Origin of the sequence: Mycobacterium sp. pUA109 (genome assembly GCF_041287095.1) — a bacterium.
Lineage (GTDB): Bacteria > Actinomycetota > Actinomycetes > Mycobacteriales > Mycobacteriaceae > Mycobacterium.
On the sequence record NZ_JBGGKS010000025.1, the window covers coordinates 1 to 25478 of the forward strand.

General features: G+C 68.3%; 25 protein-coding genes, 4 tRNA genes and 1 pseudogene. 18 read left to right on the top strand and 12 right to left on the bottom strand.

Translation table 11 applies throughout. The features are described 5' to 3' along the window. Positions 1-114 precede the first annotated feature (114 nt). Together ACAG26_RS23210 and ACAG26_RS23215 are read right to left on the bottom strand one after the other, a co-directional pair. A complete protein-coding gene (locus ACAG26_RS23210) occupies positions 115-321 on the bottom strand; it encodes a zinc transporter Slc39a7 (RefSeq protein WP_370485432.1) in 207 nt (68 codons plus the stop codon). A gap of 5 nt (positions 322-326) precedes the next feature. Next, complete coding sequence (locus tag ACAG26_RS23215) at positions 327-713, bottom strand: ArsR/SmtB family transcription factor (RefSeq protein WP_370485433.1); 387 nt, start codon at positions 711-713, stop codon at positions 327-329. Between the two features lie 114 nt (positions 714-827). On the opposite strand from ACAG26_RS23215, the gene ACAG26_RS23220 reads away from it, so the two are divergent. After that, entirely contained in the window at positions 828-1730 is a 903-nt protein-coding gene (locus ACAG26_RS23220; protein WP_370485434.1) for an SAM-dependent methyltransferase, read from the top strand. Between the two features lie 223 nt (positions 1731-1953). After that, on the top strand, positions 1954-2676 hold the full coding sequence (locus ACAG26_RS23225) for a PAS and ANTAR domain-containing protein (RefSeq protein ID WP_370485435.1): 723 nt from the start codon (positions 1954-1956) through the stop codon (positions 2674-2676). Between the two features lie 71 nt (positions 2677-2747). Here ACAG26_RS23225 and ACAG26_RS23230 read toward each other — a convergent pair. Next, positions 2748-2820, bottom strand: a tRNA-Lys gene (locus ACAG26_RS23230). Between the two features lie 133 nt (positions 2821-2953). On the opposite strand from ACAG26_RS23230, the gene ACAG26_RS23235 reads away from it, so the two are divergent. The 3 genes from ACAG26_RS23235 to ACAG26_RS23245 all read left to right on the top strand — a co-directional run bounded on the left by ACAG26_RS23235 (position 2954) and on the right by ACAG26_RS23245 (position 3242). Continuing rightward, positions 2954-3026 (top strand) — tRNA-Glu (locus tag ACAG26_RS23235). A 36-nt stretch (positions 3027-3062) separates the two neighbouring features. Beyond that, positions 3063-3136: transfer RNA gene (locus tag ACAG26_RS23240), tRNA-Asp, on the top strand. A 29-nt stretch (positions 3137-3165) separates the two neighbouring features. Further along, positions 3166-3242 (top strand) — tRNA-Phe (locus ACAG26_RS23245). Positions 3243-3265: 23 nt separating this feature from the next. Here ACAG26_RS23245 and ACAG26_RS23250 read toward each other — a convergent pair. The 6 genes and pseudogenes from ACAG26_RS23250 to ACAG26_RS23275 form a co-directional block, all read right to left on the bottom strand. Beyond that, the gene (locus ACAG26_RS23250; RefSeq protein ID WP_370485436.1) at positions 3266-5311 is read right to left on the bottom strand and encodes an ATP-binding protein; all 2046 of its coding nucleotides are present in this window, start codon (positions 5309-5311) and stop codon (positions 3266-3268) included. After that, positions 5308-5598, bottom strand: coding sequence for a hypothetical protein (locus tag ACAG26_RS23255; RefSeq protein WP_370485437.1), 291 nt, complete (start codon positions 5596-5598; stop codon positions 5308-5310). The genes ACAG26_RS23250 and ACAG26_RS23255 overlap by 4 nt, the downstream gene beginning before the upstream one ends. A 220-nt stretch (positions 5599-5818) precedes the next feature. Then, positions 5819-6523, bottom strand: coding sequence for a DUF3800 domain-containing protein (locus ACAG26_RS23260; RefSeq protein ID WP_370485438.1), 705 nt, complete (start codon positions 6521-6523; stop codon positions 5819-5821). 18 nt (positions 6524-6541) lie between these two features. Beyond that, positions 6542-7772: pseudogene (locus ACAG26_RS23265) on the bottom strand (hypothetical protein). Continuing rightward, positions 7741-8298, bottom strand: a complete 558-nt coding sequence (locus ACAG26_RS23270; protein WP_370485439.1) for a type IV toxin-antitoxin system AbiEi family antitoxin domain-containing protein — start codon at positions 8296-8298, stop codon at positions 7741-7743. The pseudogene ACAG26_RS23265 and the gene ACAG26_RS23270 overlap by 32 nt, the downstream one beginning before the upstream one ends. 292 nt (positions 8299-8590) lie before the next feature. Further along, on the bottom strand, positions 8591-9478 hold the full coding sequence (locus ACAG26_RS23275) for a LysR substrate-binding domain-containing protein (protein WP_370485440.1): 888 nt from the start codon (positions 9476-9478) through the stop codon (positions 8591-8593). A gap of 104 nt (positions 9479-9582) precedes the next feature. Here ACAG26_RS23275 and ACAG26_RS23280 point away from each other — a divergent pair, with 104 nt between their 5' ends. Further along, positions 9583-10515 (top strand): NADP-dependent oxidoreductase, encoded by a 933-nt coding sequence (locus tag ACAG26_RS23280; RefSeq protein WP_370485441.1) that lies wholly within the window; start codon positions 9583-9585, stop codon positions 10513-10515. 12 nt (positions 10516-10527) lie between these two features. Here the strand turns inward: ACAG26_RS23280 and ACAG26_RS23285 are convergent, their stop codons facing one another. Then, positions 10528-11481: an alpha/beta fold hydrolase gene (locus ACAG26_RS23285; protein WP_370485442.1), complete on the bottom strand. Its 954-nt coding sequence runs from the start codon at positions 11479-11481 to the stop codon at positions 10528-10530. Positions 11482-11620: 139 nt separating this feature from the next. Further along, the gene (locus ACAG26_RS23290; protein ID WP_370485443.1) at positions 11621-12037 is read right to left on the bottom strand and encodes a WhiB family transcriptional regulator; all 417 of its coding nucleotides are present in this window, start codon (positions 12035-12037) and stop codon (positions 11621-11623) included. A gap of 143 nt (positions 12038-12180) precedes the next feature. Here ACAG26_RS23290 and ACAG26_RS23295 point away from each other — a divergent pair, with 143 nt between their 5' ends. The 6 genes from ACAG26_RS23295 to ACAG26_RS23320 all read left to right on the top strand — a co-directional run bounded on the left by ACAG26_RS23295 (position 12181) and on the right by ACAG26_RS23320 (position 16417). Further along, complete coding sequence (locus tag ACAG26_RS23295) at positions 12181-12954, top strand: helix-turn-helix domain-containing protein (protein WP_370485444.1); 774 nt, start codon at positions 12181-12183, stop codon at positions 12952-12954. Then, a complete protein-coding gene (locus tag ACAG26_RS23300; protein WP_370485445.1) occupies positions 12941-13777 on the top strand; it encodes a C40 family peptidase in 837 nt (278 codons plus the stop codon). Before ACAG26_RS23295 ends, ACAG26_RS23300 begins: the two co-directional genes overlap by 14 nt. A gap of 49 nt (positions 13778-13826) precedes the next feature. Further along, on the top strand, positions 13827-14192 hold the full coding sequence (locus tag ACAG26_RS23305; RefSeq protein WP_370485446.1) for a DUF4226 domain-containing protein: 366 nt from the start codon (positions 13827-13829) through the stop codon (positions 14190-14192). A gap of 114 nt (positions 14193-14306) precedes the next feature. Continuing rightward, on the top strand, positions 14307-15746 hold the full coding sequence (locus tag ACAG26_RS23310) for a DUF4226 domain-containing protein (RefSeq protein ID WP_370485447.1): 1440 nt from the start codon (positions 14307-14309) through the stop codon (positions 15744-15746). A gap of 45 nt (positions 15747-15791) precedes the next feature. Continuing rightward, complete coding sequence (locus ACAG26_RS23315) at positions 15792-16109, top strand: ESX-1 secretion-associated protein (RefSeq protein WP_370485448.1); 318 nt, start codon at positions 15792-15794, stop codon at positions 16107-16109. Next, a complete protein-coding gene (locus ACAG26_RS23320; protein ID WP_370485449.1) occupies positions 16106-16417 on the top strand; it encodes a DUF2694 family protein in 312 nt (103 codons plus the stop codon). Before ACAG26_RS23315 ends, ACAG26_RS23320 begins: the two co-directional genes overlap by 4 nt. A gap of 35 nt (positions 16418-16452) precedes the next feature. Here the strand turns inward: ACAG26_RS23320 and ACAG26_RS23325 are convergent, their stop codons facing one another. Continuing rightward, positions 16453-16596, bottom strand: a complete 144-nt coding sequence (locus ACAG26_RS23325) for a hypothetical protein (protein WP_370485450.1) — start codon at positions 16594-16596, stop codon at positions 16453-16455. Between the two features lie 102 nt (positions 16597-16698). Between ACAG26_RS23325 and ACAG26_RS23330 the strand changes: the two genes are divergently transcribed. From ACAG26_RS23330 to ACAG26_RS23355, 6 genes are all read left to right on the top strand, one after another. Next, complete coding sequence (locus ACAG26_RS23330; RefSeq protein ID WP_370485451.1) at positions 16699-18198, top strand: DUF5631 domain-containing protein; 1500 nt, start codon at positions 16699-16701, stop codon at positions 18196-18198. Positions 18199-18242: 44 nt separating this feature from the next. Beyond that, a complete protein-coding gene (locus tag ACAG26_RS23335) occupies positions 18243-18563 on the top strand; it encodes a DUF2710 family protein (protein ID WP_370485452.1) in 321 nt (106 codons plus the stop codon). Then, complete coding sequence (locus ACAG26_RS23340) at positions 18563-19501, top strand: transglycosylase (protein WP_370485453.1); 939 nt, start codon at positions 18563-18565, stop codon at positions 19499-19501. Before ACAG26_RS23335 ends, ACAG26_RS23340 begins: the two co-directional genes overlap by 1 nt. 2 nt (positions 19502-19503) lie before the next feature. Beyond that, positions 19504-20994 carry a type VII secretion protein EccB gene (eccB, locus tag ACAG26_RS23345; RefSeq protein WP_370485454.1) on the top strand — a complete coding sequence of 497 codons (1491 nt, stop codon included), beginning with the start codon at positions 19504-19506 and terminating at the stop codon, positions 20992-20994. A 2-nt stretch (positions 20995-20996) separates the two neighbouring features. Then, on the top strand, positions 20997-25076 hold the full coding sequence (gene eccCa, locus ACAG26_RS23350; protein ID WP_370485455.1) for a type VII secretion protein EccCa: 4080 nt from the start codon (positions 20997-20999) through the stop codon (positions 25074-25076). Positions 25077-25164: 88 nt separating this feature from the next. Next, the gene (locus ACAG26_RS23355) at positions 25165-25476 is read left to right on the top strand and encodes a PE family protein (RefSeq protein WP_370485456.1); all 312 of its coding nucleotides are present in this window, start codon (positions 25165-25167) and stop codon (positions 25474-25476) included. Positions 25477-25478: the final 2 nt, after the last annotated feature.

Here is a 25478-nt window from a genome sequence, read left to right on the forward strand (position 1 = left end):
CGCGGCGCTCACCAGACACCACCGCCCCAAGATTTGCCAGAACCTCCCCACGTTGCACTAACCACTTGACAATGCGTCGCACTTTCCCTGCGTGACCGCACTTTCGCGGGCGGCTCACGCGTGAGCGTGCGAGTGCACCTCCTCGAGGCCGACTTGATGCACGTGGCGATGGGTGTGCTCGGTCCCATCATCGTGGGTGTGGGCGTGCTCGTGTTCGACGTGCTCATGCTCGTGGCTGGTGTGCGGGTGCGAATGGGTTAACTCGCCGTGCTGGTGTTCGTGCGTGTGCGGCGCGTCGTGGCTGTGGTTGTGGTGTGGCATGGTCCTTACCTTCCTCGTGGAGCTTCGGTCACCGCCTGCAGCCCGGCCTTCGCGCGGTGGTGCCGCGGCACTCCCGGGCCGGCATGCTCGGCGTTGAACACGGCGTCGGTGACCAGTTGGCGCACGTGCTCGTTCTCCAGGCTGTAGAAGATCGTGGTGCCCTCCCGGCGGGTGCGTACCAGGCGCGCCATCCGCAGCTTGGCCAGGTGCTGGGACACCGACGGCGCCGGTTTGCCGACGTGGTCGGCGAGTTCGTTGACCGACAGTTCGCGGTCGGTCAACGCCCACAGCACCTGCACCCGGGTGGCGTCGGCCAACATCCGGAACACCTCGACGACCAGGCCCACCTGATCGTCGGGCAAGCGGTCATCTTCTGATGTACCTGCATGCATACGCAAATAGTAGTGGATAGGGTGCCAGTGTCAACGGTGCCCGGCGTCCCCGGCCGGCGGGGTCAACTCTTAGCTGATCTATATTGTCGAAAGGTGCCGAGATGGGAGCCCGTGATGCGTACTGAGAGCGATAGTTGGGATTTGGCGACGAGCGTGGGCGCCACCGCGACGATGGTTGCCGCCCAGCGGGCGCTGGCGGCGGCCGGACCGGAGCCGTTGATCGATGACCCGTTCGCCGCGCCGCTGGTGCGTGCGGTGGGCATGGACATCTACACCCGGCTGGTCGACGGGCAGATCCCGGTCGAGGACAACTCCGGATTCGACCCGGACCGGATGGCGCGGGGGATGGCGGTCCGGACCCGGTTCTACGACCAGTACTTCCTGGAAGCCACCCGCGGCGGCATCCGCCAGGCGGTGATCTTGGCGGCCGGCCTGGACGCCCGGGCGTATCGGCTGCCGTGGCCGGCGGGCACCGTGGTCTACGAGGTCGACATGCCCGAGGTCATCGAGTTCAAGACCACCACGCTGCGGGAGCTGGGTGCCGAGCCCACCGCCGAGCGGCGCACCGTCGCCGTGGACCTGCGCGACGATTGGCCGGCCGCGCTGCGCGGGGCCGGCTTCGACCCGGCAGCGCCCGTCGCGTGGAGCGCGGAGGGATTGGTGGTCTATCTGCCGGCCGACGCCCAGGACGCGTTGTTCGACCGCATCAGCGCGCTCAGCGCCGCGGGCAGCCGACTGGCCTCGGAGTTTGTGCCGGACACCAGCATCTTCGCCGACCCGCGGTGGCGGGCCCATCACGACAAGATGGCCGAGATCGGTTTCGAAGTCGACTTCAACGATCTCGTCTACCACGGCGACCGCAGCCACATCATCGACTACCTGACGCGGGCCGGGTGGGATGTCGGCAGCCGGAGCGTCGCGCAACTGCACGCCGAGAACGGCTTCGTCTATCCCGACGATGACCTGGCGGCCGCGTTCGCCGACGTGACCTACCTCAGCGCGGTGCGGGCCGGCTGAGCCGGCGGTGCGAACGCCCGTAGTCACAAGCACTCACTCGGCGGCGACCCCCGCGCAGCGAAATTGCCTGCGGTCGAGCGGCGTTCATTCGGGCCGTAGGGTTCTATGATCAGTGGTTACTGGAGGAACACACGAGGGTTCCCAGCTCAACTGAATCGGTGTCAGTGAGGGTCGCGGCGCAGCGGTGCTCTCGCCGGCGCTCGCGGAAAGTGGGTGCATTGGCATGGAGTCCGATCAGCCACGGGCGTCCGCCGAGATGGTTGAGCAGGCGTTGGGGGCGGGTACTCGGCAGCGGGTGGGATGGTTCCGCTTCTTTTTCGATGACCAGCGTTGGGAATGGTCACCCGAGGTCCAGCGGATGCACGGCTATGAGCCTGGCACCGTGACCCCGACCACCGAGCTGGTGCTTGAGCACAAACATCCAGACGACCGCCAACAGGTAGCGGCGACGCTCGAGGAGATCCGCCGGACTCGCAAAGCGTTCAGCACCCGGCACCGGATCTATGACACCGCGGGGCAGGTACGGCACGTGGTGATGGTCGGCGATCAGCTTTACGACGACGCCAACACGGTCGTCGGCGCCTACGGGTTTTATGTCGACGTCACGCCGGCGATGGTCGATGAGCGCGAGGAGATGGTCACCGAGGCCGTCGCGGAGATCGCTGAGCATCGCGCCGTGATAGATCAGGCCAAGGGCATGCTGATGCTGGTCTACGGCATCAGCGATGAGCATGCCTTCGAACTGCTGCGGTGGCGCTCCCAGGATGCCAACGTGAAACTGCGGGATCTGGCCGAGGTGCTCGTTACGGAGTTCATCGCCGCCGGCTGGGACGGCCACCCATCGCCGGGGCGCTATGACCACATCCTGCTCACCGCCCACCGGATGGCGAAACGCGGCGGATCGGAGACGCCGCCGCAGTCGGAGCCGGCGGAACCCGCAACCTGACGAGCCGCGGACGCCCAAGGGGTGGTTGCGCGGCAGCCCAAGCATCAGCCGAGGTCATACCAGCCTCTGTGTGCCCCCACTAGGACTCGAACCTAGGACCTGCGGATTAAAAGTCCGTAGCTCTACCAACTGAGCTATAGGGGCGTGAAGCACAGAATACTGGGTGCTACCGGCTGCCGAACCGGGGGCGCATTTGAGGATTGGGCACGCGGTAACCTAAGCTAGCGTGGCTCCCAACGTAATCGCGTTGCGAGTACCCCGGAGAGATTCGGTTCTGGCCCCCTTCGTCTAGCGGCCTAGGACGCCGCCCTTTCAAGGCGGTAGCGCGGGTTCGAATCCCGTAGGGGGTACAGCGACGCGGCAACGCGGAGCGAGCAGTACAGCAAGGCCCTGTGGCGCAGTTGGTTAGCGCGCCGCCCTGTCACGGCGGAGGTCGCGGGTTCGAGTCCCGTCAGGGTCGCCGATACGGCGAGGCACACGGTGCCTTCCGGCCAGGTAGCTCAGTCGGTACGAGCGTCCGCCTGAAAAGCGGAAGGTCGCCGGTTCGATCCCGGCCCTGGCCACCAGGTTTGACCTGCATAGACATGATTCATGCACTCGGTTGTTGGATTGATTCGTCCGGTTTTTGTCCGGTCTTTGGTGTGTGAATCTCGGTTGCGTGCGGCTGATCGTCCGAAGAACCCTCTGTCAGTAGGCCCTCGGGTATGACATCGCCGTGGTTGCGTCGGAGGTAATCTCGCGCGTCTTCGAGCGACGGGTCATGCTGCAGGCTCTTCTGGAAGTAGTCGAGCCTGTGCTTGGCGTCGTTGATGATCTGTCCCCAGTCCCGTACCCAGACCCTGACTCGGGCACCCGGGGCCTCGGGCAGGTCTGGCTCGAACACCATGCCCTGCTCGCGGCCGCGCTGACTGGCCTCCTGCCGCACGTCATCGTCAATCTCACTGGTGACGAGCCAGAAGTCCCACTGTGTTGTGCTGCTGGCGAATCGCGGGTCCTTCGCGACCGCTTTCGCGTACGACTTGATCTGGTTCAGCTCGGTCAGGCTCGCCACCACTTTGGGGGCCTTCAGCTCGACGACGAGGTGCCTGTTGCGATCGTGCTCGGTGGCCGCGGCTGATAGCAGGAGGTCGAGGCGACCTACGGTGCCGTCGAGCCGCTTGACCGGGGTCTTATCGGCACGGCCTTGCCCGAGAAGTCCAAGGTGCCGATGCAGCGCCGCAGTGAGGCCGCGCTCGCTCACCATGAAGTTGTACTGCTCGCCGAACACCCACAGTTCGCGTTCCAGGATGCGGTGCAGGTGCTCGCGCTCTCCGACCATCTTGTGAGCCTCGGGGTCGAAGACCATCAGTTCAAGGGCGTGCAGGAACTCCAGGCGGTTGGTGACGTCAGTCGACGCCCGTATCACTCGCGAGAGGCCGGTGTTGCGCAGCAGCCGGTCGAGCTGCTCACGTTCTTCCGTCGGCAGGCCGACGTACTCGTCAAGCAGCGCACCTACGTCGCCCGGGCGTTGCTGAATCGAGTCCTTGAGCAGCCCCAGCGTGAGGCGCTTCTTGTTCTTCTCCTTGGGGATGTGGCGCCGGATCGACGTGGCGACCACATCGAACGTGGCTCGCTCGACCTTCTCCTCCTCCGAGGCCGGCTCGCCTTCGTAGGGGTAGACGTTGCCGGACTTCCACTCCTCGACAAGCTCGCGACGGCACTCAGCGCGCCGGGCGTCGAGGTAGTCGTCAAGCACCTGATCCAGTTCCTTGAGGAGCCCGCCGAGTACGGTCGGCGTCGTCTCCATCCGGGCGAGGGGCCACTGGTCGTGGTGCTCGGGCATCTCGTCCCAGAGCAGGTAGGCCGAGTAGGTGAAGTCCGGGCCCGGTGCGGTGTCGAGCGTGTCTACGACGACAGCATCGGCGTCGCAGAGATGGACCGTCCGTTCCTTGGCCTTGGTCCACTCGATGACGCGCAACTTCGCGTGGCGGAGGGTGCCGTCGTGTTCCCACTCGACCGGAAGCAAGGTGTCGCGGGCGATGTTGTCTGTCGGCTGGATGCGCTGACCGTCGTAGGTGACCTCGACCCCGGTATTGGTGATGAGGTACGGCGCAAGGGTCGTACCGATCCGTTCCGCGGCAGTATCGCGGTCGAGAGGATCCAGGGACTCCTTGCCCTCAGCTATGAATCGCGTCCCCGTGTCGGCACCAGTCTCGATCGGATCGGTGACCTCAACGTCCGTGCGGCTGGTTGCACGGGCTCGGATGAGGGTCTGCACCCGTTTCCCGTCGATGCTGTCGCCGACGGTCTCCCAGGTGACCTGCGTACCCAATGCGAAGGCGCGAAGCCGGCCCTGGCCGAAGCGGCCGTGCAGCGGTCGCCGCTCGCCCTTGCTGCGCAGGGCAGTCCTCTTCCATGAGTTGCCGACCCACTTGAACTCGGTGGCGATGTCCTCCGGAGCCATGCCATGACCGTCATCGGTGACCTCGGCCCCGACCACCACGTCAGTCTCGTTCCGATGCAGCACCACGACGACGTGATGCGCGTCGGCATCGAGACTGTTCCAGACGAGTTCAATCACGGCCCTGACCGGATCGTTCTCGTGGGCGAGCTTCTGGACGTGATCGTCACCAGCTTCGAGTCGATACGTCTTCACGCGCGTATCCTGCCAGGCGGCACAGACACGCGGGGCGAGTCGCGTTGTTCTCCGAACTCTCGGACGGTGCGTTCGATCGTCGTTTCCTGCACCGGGATTCCGCTGGCGACGGTCCAGTCGACCGAGACCGGTTCGAGCATGTGCCGCGTGAGGAGATCGTGTACCACTACGTCGACGTTCTCACTTAGCAAGAGGTCGGCGTCGAGACGTTCAAGTTCGTCGAACGCGGCCCGGGCACCACGTCCGAGCAGCTCTGCCAGCTGCGATCCGCGCATGAAACCGTTCATTCGTCGCTCCTTTGCGCCACCCGGTGGCGCGCCGAGCATATTCCTCCGCGGTGACACAGCAGGGCCCAGTCAGTGGTCTGAGCGGTTACCTGCCGTGCAGCCAGCCGTATCACGGTGGCGACGGCGGTTGTGTACGCCAGCAGGTCCGGTATGATGGCTCCTGGAACTCCGAAAGGATTCTGTGAGCCGCAGCCCCGCCCCAGGCGGGGCTGTTGTGCATCTACGGCCAAAGGTTCCACACGCATCTCTTCGGCGCGATGATTTGCGCCAAGTCCGCGTCGGCCTGCCGCGCCAGCGGATTGGTGATACCAGACCGCCGCATCCTGAAATTGAGGTACGACACCAGGTCAGCGGCTTGGAGCAGGCGGCTGTGCTTGGAGGGCGCGAAGTGGAGCGCATCGACGCCTCTGTCGATTTTGGCGGTGTACGGGCTGAGCGTTCCGAGCCGCTGGAAGTGCCAATAACTGGCGCGCAGGGTGTCCGCTTGGTCGATCTCGTCGGCGATGGCCAAGAAGTGCGTGCTCTTCCCCAACGCCATGCCGTTCAACGACTGACACAGGAAGTCAAGCGCCACTCGGTGTGGATGCCACGCTGCCGACCCATACCGTGCCTTGTGCTTCGGTATGTCGATTCCGCGAAATGCCAACTCCAGGCCGTCGCAGGCCGCGATGGCTTCGAGGGCGTCGGAGTAGACCTTGATCCGGGCGCGGATCATCTCCTTCATGCCCGCCCAGTCGCCTTTCCCGCCGCGGATATGGCTTCCGTGAAGCTCGGCATCTGGAGAAACGCTATAACTCCTCGCCGCGTCCGAAACGACTGCGTCAAGGTCGTTCTGGAGCTGGAGAGCGTCGTCAGCAGGCACGACGAGCGCGGTGAGCCAGTACTCGACCTTGTCGTACGACTCGTCGATGTAAGCCAGAAGCACGGTTCGGAGCGTACTGCTCTATGCGGACGCCATTGCGCGGGCGAGTTGGGCGGCGAAGTTCGGTCCGTCATTTACCAGGGCGTAGCGGCCGATCCACCCTGATTGCAAAGCGTGCGTCGTCGTCGCACACGCCGGTACTCGACAACCCCGGTAGCGCCGTCGACACGCGGAACCTGGCGCATCGCCATGCGTGGCACGACGGCGGTGGGGAAGCGGCTGGCCGGATCGCCGTATACCGCTGGTTACGTGACCAGCGCCGCACGATCCGCCGAGCGGTCAGGTACGCGTGCTGAGCGACCTCCACAACGGCGACGGCCTTCCTGAGTCCGTAGACGCGCCAGAACCGGCCAGGGCCATGGCCAGGCTGCCGCCACTGTCCGGGTGCGATGTGTTGATACTCCTTGTCGCCGTCCATGTTTGGCGACGAGTGCTTGGTGAAATAGATCGCCAGGCATTTCGGATCGCACGCTTTGAGGCCGTTGCGCACGTCGATGGCGGTGCCAGCCAGGCGATGCCGCGCCTTCTGCTCCGGGTCGGGGTGGTTGACGACCTGTGCCCACGTGTCGGACAGCCATTGGGCGAAGCTGTGACCTGATCGGCCCAGCGACATCGGTGGTGCCATCCACAAGTGGATGTGCGGGGCGCCGCGCCGCTGGAACTCCAGCTTCCAGATGTAGCGGGCCGGTTCTCCATATTCGCGCTGAAAGCGCTTCCGCCGCAACACCATGTGTCGCTTGGCGCTGGCGCCATCTGGGGCGACGGCCTCCCAGTCTCCGGGGTAGGTCAGGGTGATCATCGCCGGTACTCGCCCGGGTTCCACCAACGGCGTGTAGTCGAGTTCGGCGAAGGTGCGACACATCGCAGCACGCGACTTACGTGACCATTCGGTGATCGAACGGCCAGGTGGGTCAGTTTCGTCCCGGCCGGACTTGATGTGGTCTTCTTCCACCGCCACGTCGAACCGGTGCCGATCCACCTCGCGTTCGGCTGATCTTTCGGCGCGGACCGGATTTGCCCAGCTCAGGCGGATCACGCCGGGGCCAACAGTGATCCGAAAGCGACCGGATTCCGGTTCTACGCCGAGTCGTTCTCTGCCGTGTGCCCACTGAGCCGGCGGCTCGAAGAGCGCCGCTGCCGAGATGGTGTGCTGACCCCGCTTTTCGCTGCTGCGGAACGTGCGGCCGCCCGGATCTCGCGGAACACTGCGTCGCCGGAGGTCATCCCAGGATCTCCAACGCCTGAAGGACAGGAGATTTCGCCCGGGGTAGTTGTGACGCGATCGCGATCAGCCGGGCCGGTTTGCCGCCCCGGCGTAGCCACTCCCGCAGCGCGTCGCGCGCCAGTTCGTATCCGACGTCGCCGCGCAGGCGGAATGCGTCGGCGATGGACCGTTCGGGGGAGTAGATCCCGATCGTTTGATCTGATCCCGGGATCCTGATCTCTTCGCGTCCGATCTCAAACGTGGCCCGATCGAAGTGGTGCCACGCGATCGCGCCAGTGCTGGCCGGTGTCCTCGCCCCGCGGGGGATCGCGACGTCCAGCACGGTAGGGATCGCGTCGGTCAGATCGTGGTAGACGAGCGCGGAGGTGAGGCAGATCGTCGCCTCCGGGCGACGTGTCGCGGCCTCGATCTGATCCCAGTCGGCGGCGGACGCCTTTGCAGGGAGGTAGATGCCGCGGGCGATGCGGTCGAGCCGACCGGCACGCGCGCCGCGGTAGAGCCCGCTGCGTGACAGGCCGGCGCGCTTCGCGGAACTCGGGGTCAGGGCTTCCACGGCGCTACCTCCTCTCCGCTGAACGGCTGATACGAAACGTTTGCAGATAATGCTACCTGTAGACGGTTCGTATCAGTGTGAGTCGGGGGTCGCACGGGCCAACATGCTTCACCTGTCCAAGCCCGATGTGTCACGGTGGTGTCACACGAGCCGCACCTCAACCGTTTGTCCAACACATTGAAAGTCCAGTTCAGGGGAGTGAGATCGCATAACTATCGGCTGCGCCGAGAATGACAAGAGGGTCGTTGTCAACGGATGCCAGCGACCCTGGCTTCAGCCTCGGCAAGGCCGGTCAGTGAGCGGCCAGAGTGAGCAGCATCTCGGCCAACTTGGCCGTCGCCGGCCCGAGCTTGGACTGCTCGGCAGAGGCGAGGTAGATGTCCCACATCACCGCGGGCCGCACGGCCAGCGCCCGCAGGTCGGGAAAGCGGGCCGCCTCGCTGGCCGGCATGAAAATGGTGCCGATGCCGTGCCGCACCAGGTCGGCCGCGATCGAGTACTCGAGCGCCACTTCGTGCGGTGTATGCGCGGTGACGCCGGCGGCGGCGAACGCGTCGTCGACGATGCGCCGGAGCCCGAATTGCGGTGGGAAACCGATGAGATCCTCGCCGGTGAGTTCGGTGATGGCGACGTGATCCCGTGCTGCGAGTGGATGGTCGGCGCGGCAGACGAAGACCATGGGCTCCTGGCGCAGCAGTCGCATCTGAACACGCCCCGGAAAGCGGTCGGGGGCCGACACCAGCGCCAGGTCGAGTGATCCGTCGGTGATCGCTGACAGGTATGCGCTGGAACCGGATTGACTCTGTCGCAACCGGATCTGGACAAACGGATAGTCCCGGTGGAACTGTCCGAGCACCTTCGGAACGTCCAGCGCACCAGACGTGATGAGGGCACCGAGGTCGACCGTCCCGGTGAGTTGGCCGCGGAAGTCGCCGACGGAATCCTTGGCAATGCGGGCGGTGTGCAGGACACGGCTGGCGTGCTCGCGGAACAGTTCACCCCCCGGGGTGAGCTTGATCTGTTGGCGGGACCGGTCGAACAGCTCGACGCCGAGTTCCTTTTCCAACTTGCCGACCGACGTGGAGAGCGCGGATTGAACGACGTGAGCACGGTGGGCGCCGCGGGAGAAGCTCAGCTCGCCCGCGACGGCGACGAAGTGTTCGAGCTGGCGCAGTTCCATACCCTCGTTCTATCAACAATGCAGATGAGAAGTATCAAAACCATTCGTTGGACTCGATGACTGACCTCCGGTGTGATGGGAATGTCGAAGGAGAGGACCAAACGATGCAAGCGATCGTCACGCAGGACCGCTCGGCCGGGATTTCGGGTCTTTCCCTGGTCGACATGCCCTATCCGCACGCCGCCGAGAACGACGTCGTCGTCTGTGTGCATGCGGCGGCGGTCACGCCGGGGGAGCTGGACTGGCCCGGAACGTGGACTGACCGAGCCGGACGGGACCGCACGCCTACCATCCCCGGTCATGAAGTTTCCGGCGTTGTCGCCGAATTAGGCTACGGCACAACTGGGTTGACCGTCGGTCAACGCGTCTTCGGTATTACCGACTGGACTCGCAACGGCACGCTGGCCGAATACGTTGCGGTAGAGGCCCGCAACCTCGCGCCGCTCTCGGCCGGTATCGACCACACGGTCGCGGCGGCGCTGCCGGTCTCCGGTTTGACGGCGTGGCAGGGATTGTTCGAACACGCCCGGCTCGAAGCCGGGCAGACGGTGCTGATCCACGGTGCCGCGGGTGCCGTGGGGTCGATCGCGGTGCAACTCGCGCACGAGGCGGGAGTCAGGGTGATCGGCAGCGGACGAGCCAGTCAGCGGGAGGCGGTGTTGGGGCTGAACGCCGACGCCTTCCTGGACCTGCAGGCGGACCGACTCGAAGATATCGGCGAGGTCGACGCGGTGTTCGACGTGATCGGTGGTGAGATTCTCGATCGCTCGGCTCAATTGGTGCGTGCCGGCGGAACGCTCGTCACCATCGCCGAACCGCCGCGCGTCCACCCCGACAAGGCGCGGGCGGTCTTTTTCGTCGTAGCACCCGACCGCGCCCAACTGGCCGCTCTGGAGCGCAGGGTCCGCGACGGTCGGCTGTCCCTGAACGTCGGGACGGTCCTTCCACTCGCCGACGCGCCCAAGGCGTTCGACCCCGCCTACCGGCGTCCGGGGAGAACCGTCATCCGCGTCGCGGCTACGCCGGACGCCTGCTGATGTCGGCGCGCCCTAACTCGCGGTCATCAGCGCGGCGATGCCGCCGCCGAGGGCATCGCACACCACGCCCGGCACCTCATGCAGCAGCATGTGCCCGGCGGTGGGGTGGTGCAGATGCTGCGCGCCCGGAATCGCGGCGACCAGTTCGCGGGCGTGGGCGGGCGGGATGAGCTTGTCGGCGCCGCCGCTGATGACGGTGGTGTGGGCGGTGATGGTGCCCAGCACCCGGTACTGATCGTGTTCTTTGAGTCCGCGCAGGAATCCCACCTTGGTCGGCAACGGGGTGGCGTTGATGCTGCCCGCCGACACCGCGACCAGCGCGTCGCGGGCGGTGGCGCCGTAGCCGCCGTAGCGGGTCAGCGCGCCGCAGAGCGGCTGCACGACCGCGCGAACGGCCGCGTCGGTGGCCGCCCGCGGGCCATGCTGGACCAGCCCGTAGGCGACGTCGATGGCACGGGTCGCTAGCAGGCGGCCGATGCCGCGCTCGGCCACTTTGCCGGCCGCGGTGCCCACCAGCACGAGGTGATCCGGGTCGACGGGTCGGCGGTGCCCGGGCTGCCCCAGATACGCCAGCGCCGCCATGCCGCCCATCGAGTGGCCGGCCAGCGTGACGTGGCCCGTCACCCGCAGGGCCGCCAGCACCTCGGCGAGATCCTCGGCGAGCCGCGCGATGCGGTAGGTGCGCATCGGCGCGCCGGCGGAATTGCCGTGGCCGCGGTGGTCGTAGGTGATGACCCGGACCGCCTCGCCACCGCGGTCGGTCAGTTCGGCGACCTGGATGGCCCAGGACTCCTGGTCCAGGCACAAGCCGTGCAGCAGCACGACGGTGTGGGCGGCGCCCTGTGGTCCGTAGTCGCGGACCGACAGCCGCACCCCGTCGCTGGTGACGACGACCCGGTCAGAACCGCGCCGATGCGAGGCCGGCGCGGGCCCGCGCGATGGGCGGACAACCTCGATGACCGTCATCCCGACTCCCTTCGCGAAGAGGCCCCCGTGGGTCCCGCCCGACCGGCGTTCCCTAACCATAGCGGCGCTACGGTTAGGGAAGTGTCACCAATTTTGGTGGCGCTAGCGCCGGCGCGCGGCCGGAGTTCAGGCCGCGCGCCTACGCGGCCGAACGCGGGCCCGGCGGAGCCGGTGCCAGGTGAAACACCGTGGCCGCGACCGGGATCCGGTCATGTTCACGGCGAGCCAGCAGCGCGGCGTTGTCGGGCAGTTGCCGCGCGGTGATCTCACCCGCGGCGATCCGGCGCAGCGCCTCGTGGGCACGGGCCAGGTCCGCCCGCTTGCGGTACTGGCCGCCGGGAAGCTTGACGCCGGCCCACACGCCGTATTCCTCCCCGTGCTCGAGGGCGTGGTGCGCGCAGCGGCGTTGTTGCGCCAACGGGCAGCGGCGCAAACACAACAGGCGCGCTTCGGTGGCGGCTTGTTCGTACGCCCGTGCCTTGGCGGCGCCGTCGCCGTCATCGTCGTCGGAGTAGCCGAACCACAGATCGGGGTTGGTCGCGCAGGGGTGTGCCATCGGGCCCGCCTCCGTCCCTAGAAACGTATATGAAACTGTATACGTAGTTCGCCGGACTGCGCAAGCGAAACGGGATGAAAACATATAAACGATGGCGTGAGCAACGGTCTGTGTACCATCCGAGCTATGCCCGGGGCGCCACGGTGAGCCGTGAATCGGCGGGGGCTGCGCTGCGAGCGCTGCGCGAAGCACGTGACCTGTCGTTGGCCGATCTCGCGGCGGCCACGGGCGTCAGCATCATGGGGTTGAGCTACCTGGAACGCGGCGCGCGAAAACCGCACAAGGGCACAGTTCAGAAGGTAGAGAACGGACTTGGCCTGCCGCCCGGCACCTACGCCCGGCTGCTGGTGGCCGAGGACGCCGACGCCGAACTTGCCCAGGTGGTTGCCGTCGAGCCGGCCGCGGCGCGCTCCGTGCGGTCCGTCGGCGCGGTGGTCGTCGACCGGCACAGTGACACCGAAGTGCTCGAAGGCTATGCCGAAGCCCAGCTCGAGGCGTTGCGGTCGGTGATCGATCGACTGCCTGAACAGACAGCAGACGAATATGAGACGTATATTCTCTCTGTGATCGCGCAGTGCGTGAAAGCGGAGATGCTGGCCGCCAACTCCTGGCGGGTGGCGGTGAACGCGGGTGCGGACTCGGCGGATCGACTCCTGGGGCACCTACACGCATTGGAGGGGATCCGCAGCGCCCTGCTGGCACGGATGCCGACCAGCCTGGGGGCCCGTTTCGATCGGGCCTGCACCCAGTCGCCGCTGCCCGAGGCCGTCATCGCGGCGCTGCTCGGTGTCAGCACCCAGGAGCTGTGGGATATCCGCAATCGGGGCGTCATCCCACCCGGCGCCTTGCCCCGGGTGCGGGCATTCGCCGACGCCGACCCGGGCCTGGGGTGGGAGGAACCCGGTGACCGGCGGTGAGCTGGCGGTCCTCAGCCATGCCCATCAGCTGTTTGCGGGTAACCCCCGGCCGGTGACGTTGGAAGCGGGCACCGCCGGTTACGACGCCGTGTTGGCGCGGGCCGCCGAGCTGAACACCGGCGGGGGCCAGGACCGCTATCGGCTGGCGGTCGCCGACAGCCGCGCCGCACTGCAGTCCTCCGGCCGCACCGATGCGGTGATCACCGGCGTTCTCGCCCGAGCCCACCAGGACCACGCCACAGTCCGCGCGCTCACCAAACACCTCGTCGACGAGGCCCGCGCCGACGCGGCCAGCGTTGCGGATACGCCCTTAGCGCAGCGGGAGTTGCTGCGACGCCGGGTGGCGCGGCTGCGCGCCCAACGGGCCCATCTGCTGTGGGCGCGCCAGCGGGCACGACGGCACCGGGCCGCGCTGCGCGGCCTGCACTACCGGGTGCTGCACCGGCACGGCACCGGCCTGCACGGGGTGCGGTTGCCGCCGGCCAACAGCCGGGCCGGGATCGCGGTGCGGGCCGCGCTGTCGCGGCTGGGCCGCCCCTATGTGTGGGGCGCGGCCGGGCCGCACCAGTTCGATTGTTCGGGCCTGACGCAGTGGGCCTACCGGCAGGCGGGACTGCACCTGGACCGCACCACCTACCAGCAGATCCACCAGGGCATCGCGGTGCCACGCGGCCAGGTCCGGCCCGGCGACTTGGTGTTTCCCAACGCCGGGCATGTGCAGTTGGCGATCGGCCACAACCTGGTGGTCGAGGCGCCGCATGCCGGTGCCTCGGTGCGGATCAGCCCATTGGGTGCGCACGTGCAGATCCGGCGCCCGGTGTGAGCCCCCCCGGTTATTGTTGCCGGTCCGGTGAGCTGCGTACGGTGGGCACATGGCCCAGCAGATCGGCTCCTCGGCGGCCGCCCTCCAGGCGGTGCGGGCCGCGCTGGCGACGCAGCGGGCCAACGCGGCCCAGGCGGATCGCGCCTTGGCCGAGGCCCTCACCGCTGCGCACGCCGCGACCGTGGCGGGTGCCAAGCGACTCGACGCGGTGGCGGTCGAGATCGACGACGGCGTGGCCAATCCGGCCGGATTCGCCGTCGATACCGCGTTGGGTGCGCGGGAATTTCAGAGGTTCCTGATCGCCAAACAGCGAGAGATCCTCGCCGTGGTCGCCGAAGCCCACCAACTTGACATCGCGCAACGGGACCGGGTCGAGGCGCTGCGCGCCGCCTACTCGGCCCCGGACGGGGACTGACGCGGGCAGCCAGTCGGTTGGTGAATTGTTGGGCGCATCACCGCTGGGTACCGTCACCGCCATGGAGGGGTTGATGCGCGGCGTGCGCCACGCGCGCTGACGTTGACCTAGCCGATGGCAACGCCTGACGAGGTCCGCACCGCGGTGCAGCACGTGCAAAACTGCACCGGGCAAGAGGACGCCTGGCAAGCCGGGTTGACCTCCACCGAGGTGGCCATCGCCTCGGTGCCGTCCTTAGCGGTGGTGGCGACACCCGAACAACTCGACGCGATTCTCGCCAAGATCCACCAGCAACGACCCTGGCTGTTCGAGCCCAGCACGGGGGCGCCGATCACGCCGCCGCCGGGCCCCGCGCCCAACCCGCCGGCACCGAGGGGGTCTGCACCGCCCGCCGATGACCGGCAACGCGGTGCGGCGGCGGAGACGATGAAAGACGCCGAAGCCGCGCTGGCGCGGCTGAACTCCGATGTCGCCGAATTCGATCGGCACATGCTTGAGGCAATCCTGCAGGCACACAAGACGACCGAGGGCGGCAAGAAGCAACTCGAGCAGCTGGAAAACGACATCGAAAACGCGGTCAAGACGCGAAAATTGGACACGCCGCTAGGAGCCCGCGAATTCCAGCGGTACCTGATCGGCAAGCTCAACGACATCCTCGCCGTGGTGGCCGCAGCAAACGACAGCGACGCGTCGAAGGCGGCGCTGGCGGCGGCGTTGGCCGCGCTGTACGCCGCGCAACGCGGCGACGGGGAGCAGGGGGAAACCGGCCCGTCGCCGCCCGCCGCAGCACCCGACGACCCGCCCGTGCCCGACGTCGCCGCGGACCCAGATGTGGATTCGCTGCCGCCCGACGATCCCGTGGCCGTCGGCCAGGGGCTACCGGCGGCCGGCGCGGCGGCGCCGCCGCCCGCCGCCCCGGCGCCGCCGCAACCGCTACCCGGCCTGGCCGCGCCGAGCGGGGGCGCGCTACCGGCCGGGTTGCCGGTGCCCGGGCTGGCGCCGGGCCCCGCACCGGAACGACCACCGCAGGATCTCGGCGACGACCGACTGCTACCCGACGACATGTCGGACGACGTCGCGCCGGAGGAGGATCCCGACGGCCCACCCGACGACGAGCCCGCCGCGCCGGAGTCGGCTCCGGTAGCGGGCCCCACCACGGTCACGCTGCCCGACGGTGAGACCGTCACCGCCGCCAGCCCGCAGCTCGCCGCGGCGATCCAGGCCGCCGCGGACGGAACTCCTATCGCAGATGCGTTCCGCCAGCAGGGCATAACCATTCCACCGCCGGGCACCGCGGTCACCGACCCGATCGACCCCTCGCAGCTCGCCCCCGGCGACATCGGTATGTTCACCGACCGCCACGCGCTCGCCGTCGGGCACAGCAATGCGCTGCTTGACGGTCAGATTCAGCGCATCGCCAACGTCAATGGACCAAGTTTTTTAGGCTGGCAGCATCCGCCGGCACCGGAGACGGCGGTCGCGCCGACCGCCCCGGGCCCGACGACCAGCGAGCCGCCCATCCCGACGAGGCCGTCGCGGACCGTCGCCACGTAACGAGACGGCCGGCTACCGCGCTGGCCGCGTAACAGGAGGTAGAACATGGCAGATCGAATCCATGTGGTGCCGGCGAACCTCACCGAAGCCGCTGCCCACCACCGGCAGACCGCCGAGTACCTCCGTACCATCCCGTCCACGCATGCGGCCATCGAAGAAAGCCTGGAGTCACTCGGGCCGATCTTCAGCGGGCTGCGGCAGGCCGGCATCGAACTGCTCGAGCAGCGCCGCCAGTGCTACCAGCGGCAGGCCGACGCACACGCCGAAACCGCGGCGAACCTGCTGAAATCGGTACGCCTGTGGCAACAACAGCAGGCCGACGCCGGGGATCGCTTCGACGGCATCGTCGATGACCGTCAATGACCGACGCCAACCCCCAGTTCGACACCTCGCATCCGAGCGGACACATCCTGTTTCGGTCCAGCCGCGGCGGGTGCCTGCACAGCGTGGCGCTCAGCGAGGCGGCGCTGGACACCGACGCGGAGACCTTGGCGCACGGCATCCTGCTGGTCGCCGAGGTGTCCTACCTCAAGGCTGCGTTACAGGTGCGCGGCGAGATTGTGGCCGCCGGGCACACGCCGTCCGCGGCGGTGCCCACCCCGCGGGATCTTGAGGTTGCCACCGAGAAGCTGCTGGCGCATCAACTGCGCCCACGGGCCGGTACGCATTGACCGGATGCCCGCGCTGGGGTCGGTGCCGTTGCGATCTAGTGCACCCAGCGGTGCGCCGCGTCCGGGTCGGGGGCAATGCCGGTCGGGGGTTCCACCGGCGCGGAGCCGAACAGCCCGCGGGCCCGCTGCAGCAGGGCGCGCACTTCATCGAGCTGCTGCTGAAGCACCGATTCAGCCATGTCTGCCAGGCTACTCACGCCCCATCGCCCCCACAATTCACCGAGTGGGGGGCCGTCGGAAGCTGAACTGCCCAGTTCCGGGGTGACGGTACGCTGGCGCGGGTGGGGATCTTCGGTCGGCGAACGGCTCGGCGGCGTCTCCGCAAGGCGGCCCGCCAATCGCTGGCGACGCCGGCGTTCAGCCCGCCCATCGACTCCACCCCGTGGGTGCTGGGTGGCCTGTGGCCAGCCGAGTTAGCGGAGATCACCGCCCAAAACGCCGCGGTCGCAGAGTATCTCAACGCCGATCTGCAACGGATCGCCAACTCCGCGAACGAGCGGATCCAGAAGTTACGGCAAGCCAACCTGACCGCCGTGGCCCGGCAAGCCGAAGAAGAGCGAGTGATCAAGGCCGCCCGCGAATTCGCGGTGCTGCGGGTCGAGTCGACGGTCCGGGCGATGCGCAACGAGAGGCCGGCCCCCGACGATCGGGGGGCCGCCGAGGGGACCACCACGGTCCTGCGCCCGCCGCCAGCGCGCGGCGAGCCGGAGGTCACCGAACCCGAGCCGGTCACCGACCGCAGCACCGGGGAACGGCGCACCGAGGGGCTGGTGACTACTCCGCTGGAGGTGGAGCGCACCGCGGAGCTGGGCACCACGCCGCTGACCGTCGAGCGCACCGCGGAGCTGGGCACCACGCCGCTGACCGTTGAGCCGACCGAGGAGCTGACCACCCGGACGCTGCGGGAGGTGACCACCGACACGCTGGACACCGATAGCGCCAAGGACGCGTCGACCGACACGCTGGCCCCGCCGCCCGGCGCCGACGAGGTCACCGACCGCCAAGCGGAGACGCCGCGGCGGGGCGACGGCCCGACCGAGGAACTGACCGCGCGGACCGACAAGCTGACCGCCCGGCGCCCGGGCGAGGACCGGACCGACAAACTCACCCCAAAACACGCCGCGGCCGACGTCGAGCCGACACCGGCCGAACCGGAGTCCGGCCACACCCGGTTGAAGCGGTTACTCGCGTTCGTCGCGCGCCAGCAACCGGAGCTGTGCTGGGCCGTCGGGGACCGTGCGGATGGCACCACGGTCTTGGTCACCGACCTGGCGCACGGATGGATACCACCCGGGATCGCGCTGCCCGCCGAGGTGCGGCTGCGGGAACCGGGTCGTCGCGGCGGCACCGTGGCCGCGTTGCTGGGGCCCACCACGCTGTTCACCACCTACGCTCCGGGCGATCGGCTCGGCTGGACAACCGATTTCGCCCCGATCGAGTCCGCGCTGCAGTCGCGTGAACTCCCCGCGGTTAGCGACCTCGGACGCCAGCTGAGCGACGCCACCCAGGCGCGCGAAGACCTGCCGCGGCTGGTGCACGCCGCGGCCGAGGCCGCCGCGGCGGGAAGCGCCGTGGCCGACTCCGAGATGGACCTGCTGCGGGTGCACCTCGACACCGCGCGCTACCAGTTGCTGACCCAGTACCCCGACGTCGATGCCGCCCTGCTGCTGAACTGTCTGCTGCTGGCCGCCACCGAAGGCCTCGCCGCCGGCGACACCGTCTCCGCCAACTACCACTTCTCGTGGTTCCAGGTGCTGGACAGGTTGCCGCCCGGCGATTAGCTGGACAATGAATTGACGCTGGTCGGGGCGGGTCGGATACTGGCATGGTGTCCGGGGCGGACCATCCCGCCGAACTGAGCGACAAGGATCTCGTCGAAGCAGTTCTGCGGGAATTAAGCGAGGCGGCCGACAAGTGGGAGGCACTGGTCGCGGAGGCCGAGACCGTCACCTACAGCGTCGATCTGGGCGATATCCGCGCGGTGGCCAACGCCGACGGCAGGCTGATCGAGCTGTCCCTGCATCCCGGGGTCGTCACCGACTACACCCATGACGAGCTGACGGATCGACTGAACCTCGCGTTCACGGCGCTGCGGGAGGAAGCCGAGGCCGACTACCGGGCCCGCTACGGCGGCGGCGCGCGATGATGCCCGACCCGATGCGGGACGGCGTCGCGCTGCTGATTCGCGGCCACCGCCTCTACGCCGGGGACGACGTCGCGCCACCGGCCGCGCAGACACCGCAGACCCTCCACCACCATGCCGACCGGCTGGTGCGAAGCGTCACCCGCGACGGGACTGGAGCCGCGGCACCCCTTACCCGTCGGCTGGCCGCCGGCCTGACCGGCATGGCGGCCGTCGACACCGAAGCGGCGGCGCTGCTGACCCGCGCGCGAACCGAGCGTGAGCTGGGGCGGCGGGCCACCCGAGCGCTGCTCGACGACGCCCTCGCCGACACCATGCCCGCCGCGGACACCGCGCTCGGGCAACGGGAAGCCCTGCGCCGCATGACGGCTCGGCTTCGCGGACAACGACGCCACGTCCGCCGATCCCGATGCCGCGCCCGCGACCTGACCCGGCGGATGCGGCGGCTGACCTACCCGCACCGCCACCGCGCCGCCGAACGCCACCGCGTCGCGGCGCACGCCATCCCAGTGCGGGCGGTGCGTTTCGCCCGGGCGGCGCCGTCCGGCACGGCGCGGAACCGGATCGCCCACGCGCTGGATCGCCTCGGCATCACCGACCCGGCCGCGCGGCGCAACTGGCTGCGCGGCTACGAAACCCTGATCGCCCGCGAGTCGGGGGGACGGGCGCTGGCGGTGGCGACCGAACCGGCCACCGCGCCCGGACCCCTCCAGCCCGATGGCCACCGGCTGGGCTACGCCCGCGGCCTCACCCAGACCCTCCCGGCCACCTTCGCCCAGTACCACCAGCCCGGCACCTCGACCAACATCTACGACCCGGTGGCCAACATCTGCGCGTCGATCAACTACGTGATGCATCGCTACGGCGTGACCGCCGACGGTGCGAATCTTGTTGCGCTGGTGCAGCAAGCGGATTCCAGGCGTCCGCCGAAAGGATACTGACCGTGCCGCTGAACCTGTCGAACCGAGACCAGAACTCGGGCCACCTGTTCTACAACCGGCGGCTGCGGGCCGCGATCACCCGATTCTCGGTCCGGATGAAACACGACGACCGGAAACAGCAGGCGGCGCTGGTGTTGTCGATGGTCTTCGTGCTCATCGGCGTCGGCTGGATGGCGCTGCTGCACCTGATGAAGCCCGCCGGCCTGGTGGGCCAGTCGGCGATCGTCGGCGACCGCGACACCGGCCAGGTGTACGCGAAGATCGACGGACGGCTGCATCCGGCGCTCAACCTGACCTCGGCGCGGTTGGCGGTCGGCAGCGCGGCCAGGCCGACCTGGGTGACCGCCCGCGAAATCGCCAAATATCCGACCGGCCCGATGATCGGAATACCGGGCGTCCCAGATGATCTCGGTGTCACCGCCGGTCCGGTGTCGGCGTGGTCGGTGTGCGACACCGCGGCCTTCGCCGGCAGCGGGGCGGCGCCGACGGTGACCTCGATCGCCGGGGAGTTGTCGGTGTTCGGCCGGGCCGCGCCGATGGGTCCCGCCCAAGCCATCCTCGCCAGGCATAAAGACACGACCTACGTCATCTGGGGCGGTCACCGGTCGGCGATCGACCCCACCGACCGGTCGGTGACCTTCAACCTAGGTCTCGACCTGGCGGTGACGCACCCGATCGCGCTCTCCAACGCCCTGTTCGACGCGCTGCCGGCCACCGAACCCCTGGTGGTTCCACAGATCCCGGAGAAAGGCACCCCCTCGGGCTGGGTCCGCGACGCCACCGTCGGCACCGTCCTGCAGACCCGCGACGCCAACGGCGCCGTCAGCGGCTTTTATGTCCTGCTGCCGGGCGGCGTGCAGCAGATCACCAGTTTCGTCGCCGACCTGCTGCGCACCTCGGACGCGCAGGGCTACCCGACTCCGCGGCTGGTCGGCCCGGACAAGCTGGTCGATATCCCGGTCGTCGACGTGCTTGACGTGGACTACTACCCGCGCGGTCGGCTGCAGTTTGTGGACACCACCGCCAACCCCGTCACCTGTGTCGGCTGGCAGAAACAGTCCAGCGATCCGCAAGCCGCGGTCGCGGTGCTCACCGGGCGGGGGCTGCCGGTACCGACCAGCATGGACGCCCGGATGGTGACCCTGGTACGCGACGATCGGGCACCCGATTCGGTGGAGGCCGACCGGACGCTGGTGCTGCCCGGCGCGGCCAACCTCGTCGCGACCACCAGCGGTGTCGCAACCGCCGACACCCGCGAAAGCCTGTATTGGGTGTCGCCACAAGGTGTTCGGTACGGCATCCAATGGGATCAGCAGACGCTGCAGGCGCTTGACCTCGACCCCCGCAGCGCCGTGCAAGCCCCCTGGCCGATCGTGCGCACCTTCGCCGCCGGGCCGGCGATCAGCCGCGACACCGCCCTGCTGGCCCACGACACCATCGCCGGACACGGCGCGGTGGCCCCCGTCTCGCGCGCCGAGACAACGGGGGGCTAGCCATGTCCAAACGCGGATTCGTGCGCGCCGCCCGCCGGCCGGTACCGGTCGTCCCACCGGCGCGGGTGGCGGTCGCCGCACCGCTGGCCCTGCCGGAACGCGAGCCGCGCAACATCCTGCTGATGATCGCCATCCCGGCGCTGCTGGTCGGCATCGTCGGCACCCTGGTGGTGATGTACACCTCCGGGGTCCGGTCGCTGCAGTCGGGGTTCTTCCCGATGATGGGGCTGGCCGGTTTCGGCGCGTTGATGTTTTCCGGCCGGTTCGGCCGCGGCCGCCGGATCAGCTGGGGCGAACAGGAAAAACAGCGCCGGATCTACCTGCGCCAACTCGACGAGGACCGCGACGAGGTGCAGCGGGCCGCCCAAGAGCAGCGCCGCAGCCAGCTTTTCGTGCACGGCGACCCGCAGAAGCTGGACACCGTGATCGGGGGCCCGCGGATGTGGGAGCGCCGACCCGAGGACCCCGACTTTCTGGATGTGCGGCTGGGCATCGGCGTGCAGGCAACCAGCGATTCGGCGGTGTCGCTGCAGTGGCCGGAGGTCCCGATCGGCGAAGAACTCGAACCGGTCACCGGCGGGGCGTTGCGGGATTTCATCCTGGAGCAGAGCAAGATCCGCGGTATCGGGAAGGTGGTGAGCCTGCGCTCGAAACCCGGCTTCAGCTTTGTCGGTGCCGACCCCGGCGAACTGCACGACCTGATGCGGGCGATCTTGTGCTCGCTGGCGGTCTACCACAGCCCGCACGACGTGAAACTCATGGTGGTCACCCGGCACCCGCAGCTGTGGTCGTGGCTGGTGTGGCTGCCGCACAACCAACACGACGAGATGTTCGACGCCTGTGGTCTGCGGCGGCTGGTGTTCACCGCGCCGAACGAACTCGAAGAGGCGCTGGACGCCGAACTGCACCGCAAGGGGCGTGGACCGTGGACCCCGCCGACCGGCGCCAGCCCCACCTCGATGCCCTCCCCGATCGAATCGGCGACGGGGCCCGCGCTGGGCCCGCACTGGGTGATCGTCGACGACAACGCCGGCACCCCCGAGCAATGGGAGGGCGTCACCGGGCAGAAAGGGATGGCCGGGATCACGGTGCTGCGGCTGGCCACCCGCCCCGGCACCGGGGTCGGCTTCGCCGACGCGGAGCAGCGCTTCGAACTGGCCGACGGCCGGCTCCGGCACCGCGACGCGTTTTACGCGGTCGCCGACATGGTGGCCGACAGCACCGCGCACCGCTATGCGCGGGCGTTGGCGCGGTGGTCCCCGATGGCGGCCGGGGAGCTGCCGACCACCGATAGCCAAGGCGGGGAACTGTTGCGCGCGCTGGGCGTCACCGACCCGCGCCAGCTCGATGTGGACCGGCTGTGGGCCGAAAGCCGCGGCCGCGGCGACCCGAAGTGGGCGATGGTGCCGGTCGGGGTCAAACCCGGCGGGGAGCTGCAGTATGTCATCTTGCGCGCCAAGGATTTCGGCGGTTTCGGGTTCCACTCGGTGGTGATCGGCACCTCGGGCTCCGGCAAATCGGAATACTTCTTGTCGCTGTGCAGCGGGATCGCACTGACTCACTCACCGGAGACGTTCATCGTCATCTTCGTCGACATGAAGTTTGAGTCTGCGGCCCAGGACCTCGACGGGTTCCCGCACGTGGCCGGCTCCCTGTCCAACCTGGGCAAGGACGACCGGCATCTGGCCGACCGGATGCGCAAGGCGATCAACGGCGAGATCGCACGGCGGTACCGGCTGTTCAAGGACGCCGGCGCGCGCGACGCCAACGAGTACGAGGAAATGCGGTTGGCGGGACGGGATTTAGAACCGGTGCCGATCCTGCTGGTCATCATCGACGAGTACCTGGAGCTGTTCATCCACCACCAGGAGTGGATTGACCTGGTCATCCACATCGGTCAGGAAGGGCGCGGCTGCAACGTGTTCTTCACCCTCGGCGGCCAGCGGTTGGACCTGTCGTCGCTGAGCAAGGCGAAAAGCAACATCGCGTTCCGGGTAGCGTTGCGCGCCGAGACCGCCGAAGACTCCCGCGACGTGATCGGCAGCGACGCGGCGCTGCACCTGCCGTCCCGGGAGAACGGGTACGCGCTGCTCAAGGTCGGGCCCCGCGACCTGGAGCAGTTCCGCTGCTTCTACGTCTCCGCGCCGTTTGTGCTGCCGAAGAAGACGGCGCAGGTGAACAAGACTGTCGCGGTGGGCTTCTCGCAGCCGCGGCCGTTGACCTGGGAGTACCAGCCGCTCAGCGCGGCCGACAGCGCGGCATTGACGGTGGTCGACGAGACCGAGGAACCCGACGAGTTCGTGTTCCATCCGGACGGGTTCCGCAAAAAGAAGGTCGTCGACGTCATCCGGGAGTCGTTGAGCGCCCATCCGGCCCGCCCGCCGCACCGGATCTGGTTGCCGCCGCTGGAAGCCAGCGAGCCGGTGGATGCGCTGGTGGGACGGTGGCGGGGTCAGCCGTGGCACGTCGGGTACGGGCAGAACCGTGGTCTGCTGTTTCCGCTGGGCGTCGTCGACATCCCCGACGAGCATGCGCAGCGGGTGCACGTCATCGACGCCGAACTCGACAATTTGATGGTGGTCGCGACCGCCCAACGCGGCAAATCCACCACCTTGATGACGGTGATGATGTCCGCGGCGCTGATGTACCGGCCGGATCGGGTGACGTTCTTCTGCATCGGCGCGGCGCTGTATCCGGTGGAGACCCTGCCGCACGTCGCCGGGGTGGTCAGCCTGGCCGACAGCGAAGGCGTGTCCCGCACCATCGCCACCATCGAAGGGCTGATCCGGGCGCGGGAGGCGGCCTTCAAGCACTACCAGATCGATATCGCCGAGTTCCGGGAACGGCGGTTCGGGGCGGGCGGTGGTGCTGGCACCGACCCGGCCGACAAGTTCGGCGACGTCTTTTTGGTCATCGACAACTTCGGGGACCTCTACGACAAGGACCCCGCCGTGGGTGACCGCGCGATCGCGGTGGCAAGGCAGGGCCTGTCCTACGGCATGCACGTCGCCACCAGCGCCACCGCCTGGTTCGTCGGGCAGAAGCAAGCCCTGCTCAATGTCTCCAACGTGCGCATCCAACTGCGGCTGTCCAACCCCGACGAGTCACAGATGGGAACCTCGATGGAGCAGCGCAAGGCGGCCCGCAACACGTTGGACCGTCCGGGATTCGGCCTGACCCGCGACGGCTACGAGCTGCTGGTGGGACTGCCCGAGATCACCGGCGCCGACGGGCGCCGCCTCGGCGCCCGGCAGGTGGGCCCGGTCGTCGGCGCGGTCGCCGGCACCGACAAGGTCGAAACCCTGGCCCGGTTGCCCGAGCGGATCCCGCTGACCCGCATTGTCACCGCCTACTCGGGGACCGCGGCGGCCGCGGATCCGCTGAACATCCCGTTCGCGATCGGCGAGACCGCCCTGCAGCCGGTGGCGCTGCCCGCGCGGTCGGTGCCCAACATGTTGGTGATGGGACGTCAATTATGCGGCAAGACAACCACGTTGGCGACGTTCGGCCAGGCCGTCCTGAGCCGGTTCAGCCCCGATCAGGCACAGATCACCATCCTGGATCCCAAGACGTCGCTGATCGGCAAGGTGGTCGGCCCGCACGTGCGGGCTTATGCCTACACGGCCGATGACATCGACCAGGTGATCGGCGAATTGGCCGCGCTGCTGCGTGATCGGCTGCCGCCCGCCGGGCTGACCCAACAGGAGTTGCTGCAACGGTCGGCGTGGCAAGGGGCCCACCATTTCGTCCTGCTCGACGATGAGCAGGAACTGCGCCCGCACGGCGGGATCGGCAAACCGGCCGCGACCGCGCCGCTGTGGGGGTTGATCGAACGCAGCCGGGAGATCGGCCTGCACGTGATCGCCTCCCGGCTGCCCGGGAACTGGGCCGGGGTGTCGGTGATGAACCCGTTCCTGCAGCGCTTGACCGCGTCGCGATCCCCCACCCTGTTCATGGACAACGACCCCACCAACGTCAAGGTTTTCGGGCGGATCAGCGCCCAGCAACTCCCGCCCGGGCGGGGCCTGCTGGTCACCTCCGACGGGGAGATCGAGGGCGTTCTGGTCGGGGCCCCGACGTGACGCGGGGGCAGCGCAAAGGTGTATCGACAGGGGATGAGGAACGGCTTAGACTCGGAAAATTCCGGGGCATTCGACCTGGGGAGGCACGATGTCGTTGCTGGATGTGAATACCGCGGCCGTTGACATATCGGCGCTGACCGAAACCATTTTGAGCGGGGAGATGGCCGCCATCACCGCGGCCGGATCCGCAGCACTCACCGGGGTGGTGCCGCTGGCGGCGGATGCGGATTCCGCGGCGTTCGCCGCGGCCCTCAATGCCGCGGGGGCCGCCTATCTGGGAGCGGCCGCCGAACATGTCGGGCAGCGGGTGGCGTTCGCCGGCGGCCAAAGCCTGTCGTCGATCAGCTACCTGCTGAACGAGCTGGCCAGCGCCACCAACTTGTCGAGCTTCCTGCCCTAACG